This window comes from Rathayibacter sp. PhB1 (assembly GCF_004362935.1).
Taxonomy (GTDB): Bacteria; Actinomycetota; Actinomycetes; order Actinomycetales; family Microbacteriaceae; genus Rathayibacter; species Rathayibacter festucae.
In genome coordinates, this window is the sequence record NZ_SNYD01000002.1 from 799316 (window position 1) to 806060 (window position 6745).

Below are 6745 nucleotides of genomic sequence, written 5' to 3' on the forward strand. Positions count from 1 at the left end.
CCGCGCATGCCGCTTCCGAACTAGGATCGGCAGTGCGCTGAGAGCAGGAGGAGACGACCATGACAGACCTCGCCACGAGTCCGCCGCCGGTCACGAGCTCGACCGGGCCCGGCAGCGAGTCCGCCCTCGAGGCTCGGCTGAGGATCATCGTCGGACTCGCCCAGGGCGCCTCGGAGTCTCAGCTCGCCGACCAGCTCGAGCTCGCGCCGGACGTCGTGCACGAGCATCTCCGCGGCGTTCTCGTCCAGCTCTCTCCCGAGCTGCTCGCCATGGTCGCCCACCCCGAGCTGACCGACGGGCTGGACGGGCTGTATCGAGCCGTCCGCGACAGGGGAGGCGATGAGCAGACACTGGCCGCGCTCCTCACGGAGCAGACCGCGCTCCTCTCGCGGCACCGCACGCCGGGCGGCGGGCTCGCCCGGGGTGCGGCGGACTTCCTCGTCGAGTCCGGGTCGATGACCGCCCAGGAGCTCGCCGAGACCGAGGCGGAGGTCGCGCGCGGAGAGCTCGCCGACCGCGAGCACCGCACCCGGCTGCAGGCGATCGTCGACTCGTTCGGCACCGCCGAGGTGGCCTCGCGACTCAGGATCGACGAGACCCGCGTGCGCCACCGGAAGGCGAAGGACGGGCTGTACGCCTTCAAGGTGGGCTCGAAGCTGCGGTTCCCGGCCTGGCAGTTCACCGACGACCGGGAGCGGCCGATGCTGCCGGGCGTCCCCGCGCTCGTCAAGGCGATCCCGGACGACATGCATCCCGCGAGCGTGCTCGGCTTCATGACCACGCCGCAGGAGGAGCTCCTCATCGGCGAGACGCCGGTCACCCCGGTGCGCTGGCTCTCCGGGGGAGGCGATCCGCGGGAGGTCCTCGTCGCCCTGGCCGAGTTCGACGAGTCGTGAAGGTCCCGCTCACCCCGCCGACGACCTTCGTCACCGACCCGTCGCACCTGCGCGAGTACTCCGGACCGCTCTGGCGCCTGTATCGCAGCGCGGGCGCGCACGTGGGCGCGTGGGACGCCCTGCGCCACCACGGACCGGTGCCGGGGATGCGCTTCGACCCGCACCCGCCTCCTCCGGGGCACCACCCGACCGTCGGCGTCCTCCACGCCGCGGCGGACGCCGTGACAGCGATCGGCGAGACGTACCAGCGTCGACGGGTGGTCGACCGCGTGCAGAGCGCTCCACGGCTCGTGGGCTGGCGTCCGTCCCGTCCGCTGACGCTCCTCGATCTCACCGGTGAGTGGCCCGTCCGCAACGGTGCGGCTGCCTCCATCCAGAGGGGGCCGAAGCGGGCCACACAGGCCTGGGCCCGGGCGATCGAGGAGCGCCTCAGCAGCATCGACGGGCTGTGGCACCTGTCGGCGATCACCGGGAACCCGATCGCCACGCTGTTCAGCCGCGTGGAGCGGGAGCCGGCCTTCCCGCCGCGGCCGAGCTTCCACACGGCGCTGAGCGACGCGACCGCCGACGCGGTGGTGCTCGTCGCCGCCCGGCGACTGGGCTTCGCGGTGCTCGGGAATCCGTAGCCGCTGCCCGCCGGGTCGCGGCCGGCTCGGCGCTCCTCAGCTCCCGCCGAGCGCGGCCCGACCATCGTCGCCCGCCGGTCACAGCCCGCGGTAGGCCGCCGCGGTGGTCGTGCGCAGGCCGTCGGTCTGCGCGGTGACCTGTGCGCTGCCCGCCGGGACGGTGGATCGCCGGGTGGCGAACGCCCGCGAGACCGTCGCGCCCGGAGCGACGCCGGCGATCGTCGAGGTGCCGTACGCGGTGATGATGGTGATCTCCGTCGCGGTCCTGCCGGTGTTCTTCGCCGTCACCGTGAGCACGACCGTCCCGAGGGTCTTGCTCGTGGCCGCGGTCGCCGTCACGGCGGGCGGTGCGGCGACCGTGGTGCGGGGCAGGGGCACCGCCGGCAGCCCGGGGACGCGGGCGGCGATCGAGACGGTGCCGGTCGTCGTTCCCGTCCGGAGAGGGGGGAGCGCGGCCGTTCCCGTCGCCGCGGAGAGGACCGTCGCCGCCTTCGTGCCGTCGGCGAAGGTCGCCGGGCCGGTGAGCGCGAAGGAGACGGCGCGACCCGCGAGCGCCCGCCCGCGCGCGTCGAGGACGTCCACACCGGCGGCGACGTCGCGTGTCGACGAGGTGGCGACGGTCGTCGCGGCGCCACGGGCGACGAGCGAGGCGATCGGGGCCACGCCGGTGGCGCTGAGCTCCGCGACGCCGGTCGAACCGCCGTACTCCGCGCTTCCCCAGGCCTGGAACACCGTGCGGAGGGCCGTCGTCGCCACCGGGGTGAAGGCGACCGTGTTCACCGCGTCCCGAGCGCGGCCGGCCGGGCTCGCTCCCGCCACCGGCACCCAGGCACCCGCGGCGTCGAGGTAGTCGACGCGCCAGGACCGAGGCGGGATCACGCCCTGCTGCGCGCTGTCGGCCGCGTCGGCGGCGAAGCGCACCGACGCGCTGTCCACGGTCACCGTCGTCGGCCAGGTGAGCCCGAGCCACTGCTCGCCCACGCGGGGCCAGCTGCTCCACGCGGTTCCGGTCCTGCCGTCGACGGCGTCGCCGACGGACGACCAGCCCGAGGTGTAGGACGCGGAGGCCGCGGCGCGGCGGGTGATGTCGCCGACGTCCTCGGTGCAGGGCACGGTGACGGTGACGGTCGCCGTCCGCGCCGTCGCATCGAGGGCCTCCACGCGGAGCGACATGCCGGTGTTCAGGGCGACGGTCTCGCCGGCGAGGGCGAACTCGTTGCCGATGCTCGCGTCACCGGGCCGCTGCAGCAGCTCGGCGCTGCCGCCGGTGCTGCGCAGGATCTGCACGCCCGAGACCGTCCGCGGCGTCTGCCAGGGACTGCTGTAGGCGCCGCCGTCCGCTCGCGGATCGGCCTTGTCGTTGTACTGCGCCCAGTACCGCACCGCCGAGTCCTGCGGGTCGGTCCAGGTGAGGGCTCGAGGAGTGCCCGGACCGGCCCCCAGGGTGTCGATGACGGTCGTCCGCGGCGCGCCGCAGACAGGCTGCCGGGTGTCCGAGAGGATGCCGAGCTGCGCGAGGGTCGGTGCCGAGAGGGGCGTGAAGAGCCAGGAGTCGCCCATGACGTCGGTCAGGTTCCCGTACTCCTCCCGGGCGCACGAGGCACCGGGCGCGACGTCCCACGACGAGGCGCACTGGACACTCGAGGCGTGGAAGAGCGAGAGGTTGTGACCCAGCTCGTGGGCGAGCAGGATCGCGTCGGGGCCGCCCTGGAACGTCCGCCCGCCGTCGTCCGGGTCGCCCGGCTGCTCCCCGTTGGCCCAGATCGGGCAGGGGTCGCCCGGGGGCACCATGGCGACGAGGTGCCGCGCCGGTCCGGGCTGCCAGCCCGTCGTGCGCGAGATCCAGTCGTGCAGGCCGCCCGTGTCGCTGCAGCCGATCGGCTCGTCGATGCGCCGCCAGTCGATCAGCCGCTCGAGCTCGAAGCGCACGGCTCCGCCGGTCTCGCGGTTGTAGAAGTCGTCGACGAGCTCGAGGGAGCGGCGCGCGTCCTCCGCGCTGAACGACGGAGTCGTGCCCTGCGGCGCCACGAGGGCGATGGTCACCTCGTGCACGACGATGTCGGCACGGGAGGGGATCGCCACATCGGTGAAGTCCGCCGGCGCGGCCGACGCTCGGAGGAGCGACGGCGAGCCGGATTCTGCGACGGCGTCGCTCGCCGCGGGTGCGGAGTCGCCGCCGCCGCCGTCGCGGGCGGGAGGCGTCGAGGTGCTCGCCGTCCCCGCCGGCGCGGCGACAGCCGAGTGCGGCGCGGCGACGAGCCCCGCTGCCAGGAGGAGCCCGCAGAGGGCTCCGGTGAAGTGAGTAGCGCGGCGCATGGTGTCCCCTCATGGAGTGCCCGGACGACGCCGGGCGCAGCGGGCCGGATCGGCAGGGCCGGGCAGGAAGACGCCGGCTCGTCCGCAGTGATTGTTACCGTGAACACTGCCGTGGATCCGGGGCGAGCGAGACCCCCCTTCGGGGTCGGGACAGGGGAGCCGCGGCCGTCCGGAAGCGTCGACGCGCCTCCGGACGGCCGCGTCGCTCAGCGCGTCAGCGTGATGCTGTCGAGCTCCGCGAACCCGGAGCCGCCGGCGAAGAAGGGGGAGCCCTTCGCGAGCCGGATCACGTTGAAGCCCGCCTTCAGATCGACCTGCCGCGAGACGGAGGAGCCGAAGGCGCCCCACGATCCCGTCGACGGGTAGGAGACGGTGCTGAAGGCGCTGCCGTTGACGGCGAGGCCCTGGGTCGAGGTGCTCGCTCCGCCGTTGGCGTAGCGGATCCCGAGCCCGTAGCTGCCGGCGGTCGGCACCTCGACGACGAAGTCGACGAAGCTGTCGCTGCGGGCGTTCGACGAGCCGTCGATCCGGCCGACGTAGCCGCCGTTCGAGGCCGAGCCGGAGGAGAGCAGCGCGGCGTTCACGACGGTCGCGTTCTCCGCCTCGTAGACCTGCTGGTAGCTCGTCGTCGGACCCGCCGCCGGGGTGACGACGAGCTGGTAGGCGCCGAGGTAGTCCTGGCTCGTCACCGGTACGGTGACGGTCCCGTTCGTGATCGGCAGGGTCTGCGTCGACACCGTGGTGGGCGCGTCGACGTTGGTCATGCGGCCCGACCGGGGCGTGTAGTTCAGGACCACCTTGGCCGAGGTCCCGAATCCGGTGAGGCCCTTCACCTGCACCTGGTTGTCGCCGAAGGTGCCGCCGAAGGCCGCGTTCACGATCTTCCGGCTGGAGTCGTAGGACGCGAAGCCGTCCAGGTCGCCGGACGGCGTGACGGCGAGCATGTTCCCGGCCATCTCGCCGTACCACTTGTAGAGCCAGTAGGAGCCGGTCGGCCGGTTGTTCCAGACCAGGCCGCCGACCGTGCCGGACTCGTACCAGTAGGCGCGCTCGGCATCGTGGATGCCGGTGCGCTCGAACTGGGCGATGAAGTGCGCGGCCACGCTCGGCGTATCGATCTGGCTCGGCGAGCCGTACTCGTTGATCGAGATCGGCCGCGGCGAGATGCCGAGATCGCGCTCGATCGAGCGGTAGTCGGCGACGTGCTCGTCGATGTCGTTGTAGACGCCGTCCTCGAGCTCGTGCCAGACGACGACGTCGGGCAGAGTGCCGTCGGCCTTCGCGCGGGCCATGAACGAGCGCATCAGGTCGGGGTAGTAGCGGCTGTAGCTGGGGCCCACGATCGGAGTGATCGTGTCCTGCAGCTTGACCTGCCGGTAGGTGCGGGTCCAGCCGTCGAGGTAGGGGCCGGCCTTCGCCGTGTCCCAGGTCCCGTCGGGCTCGTTCCACAGCTCCCAGCCGTTGATGTTCGTGGTGGCGGTGGCGTCGAGACGGGCCTTCACCATCGTGTCGATCTTCTGCGTCCAGTCCGCCCAGCTGATCCAGCGGTACGGGAAGTCGGGGTACACGTCGGGCATCCGCGCGTAGGACTGCGCTCCGTCCCGGGTGAAGGTGCCGGCCACCTTCAACACGTCGCCGGTCGGCGTCGTCGCTCCGTTGCCGAGCTGACCGACTCCGGGGGCCGGCTGCGTGTGCTGCTTGAGGCGCAGCGGCGTCAGCAGGCCCGGCGCCGGGTCGTTCGGCGTGGCCAGCGCGTACAGGCCGCCGGCGCCGACCCGCGTGACGGGTCCGATCGACGTGCTCGCATCGACGACGAGCGTGTTGCCCGCGGCGGACGCGGGCAGAGTCGGGGCGACGAGCGTCGCGGCGAGAGCGGCTGCTGCCGCCAGACCGAAAAGCTTGCGAAATCTACTCACAGAGAGCTCCTTTGCAGTGTGAATCGCACCCGAGGAGGCCGTCTTCGCTGGCCTGCGGGTGGTGAGATCGACCGTAGCCAGCCCGGGGAGTTAAAGAAAGTAGTTTCGGTGTTTCGGTCGCCCCGAGGCTGTGACCCCTGCTCGCGGAGCGCGCACGGGCGAGCCGGTGCCCTCCGACCCGAACGGAGGGCACCGGTGCTCGAGCGGGCGCCGGACCCTGCGTCGAGCCGTCGCCGGCGGATCACCCCGGCCCCTGCGGGAGCGATGCCGTCCGGCCCCCGGACGCGCTCCTCGCGCTGGGCGACGAGGCCGGTCCGGAGCTCCGGTCACCGGCGCGGAGCGCGGTGGACCCCTTCTTCGCCGGGCCCGCACGCGCGCACGTCATCGGCGGGGGATGCAGATGTTCTCGGTAACACTTTTCTGCACTCGGGACACTAATGAGGTCCGCCGCCGGTGTCAACGAGTGCGACAGGGGTACGCGGACCTCCTCGCTTCCCGGCCATCCGTCGTCGAGAGCACGGTCCCTGCGAGATCGCGCACCGCCCGCACGCGGGCGGTCAGTCGGCGGCGTCGCGCGAGACGCGCAGCTCCCGGCTGATCGCGCGCAGTCCGGTCTCGAGGGCTTCGAGCTCCTCGAGCGAGAGGCGGGAGAGCACGTCCTCGCCGAGTTCCGGGCGCGCGGCCATCAGCTCGCGGACGACGGCCCGGCCGAGGTCGGTGGCGTGGATGCGGCGGACGCGCTGGTCGGCCCGGTCGGTCTCGCGGACGACCAGGCCGCTCGCGGCGAGGCGGTCGACGAGCTTCGACATCGACGGCATCGAGACGCCGAAGCTCTGCGCGAGGCCCGCGCCGGTCGCGCCCTCCTCGGTCGTCACGATCACCGAGAGGGCCTTCAACTGCTGGATCGTGAGGTCGGTCGTCAGCAGCGGAGCGAGCACGCGGGGGATCGAGCGCACCGTGATCGCGATCGACAGGCGCTCGATGTCCGAGA

At 72.8% G+C, this 6745-nt stretch carries 5 protein-coding genes; 2 read left to right on the top strand and 3 right to left on the bottom strand.

Annotation, left to right across the window (positions count from 1 at the left end; all coding sequences use genetic code 11):
* Positions 1 to 59 precede the first annotated feature (59 nt).
* Both EDF17_RS07890 and EDF17_RS07895 read left to right on the top strand, forming a co-directional pair.
* Positions 60 to 896 (top strand): hypothetical protein, encoded by an 837-nt coding sequence (locus tag EDF17_RS07890; protein ID WP_123445966.1) that lies wholly within the window; start codon positions 60 to 62, stop codon positions 894 to 896.
* Positions 893 to 1522, top strand: coding sequence for an RES family NAD+ phosphorylase (locus tag EDF17_RS07895; RefSeq protein WP_123445967.1), 630 nt, complete (start codon positions 893 to 895; stop codon positions 1520 to 1522). The genes EDF17_RS07890 and EDF17_RS07895 overlap by 4 nt, the downstream gene beginning before the upstream one ends.
* A gap of 78 nt (positions 1523 to 1600) precedes the next feature.
* Here EDF17_RS07895 and EDF17_RS07900 read toward each other — a convergent pair whose 3' ends face one another.
* From EDF17_RS07900 to EDF17_RS07910, 3 genes are all read right to left on the bottom strand, one after another.
* Positions 1601 to 3838: a hypothetical protein gene (locus EDF17_RS07900; protein ID WP_123445968.1), complete on the bottom strand. Its 2238-nt coding sequence runs from the start codon at positions 3836 to 3838 to the stop codon at positions 1601 to 1603.
* A gap of 206 nt (positions 3839 to 4044) precedes the next feature.
* Entirely contained in the window at positions 4045 to 5754 is a 1710-nt protein-coding gene (locus EDF17_RS07905) for a CBM35 domain-containing protein (RefSeq protein ID WP_208110579.1), read from the bottom strand.
* Between the two features lie 557 nt (positions 5755 to 6311).
* Positions 6312 to 6745 (bottom strand): MarR family transcriptional regulator (locus tag EDF17_RS07910; RefSeq protein ID WP_123445969.1); only part of this gene is annotated, 434 nt, incomplete at its 5' end.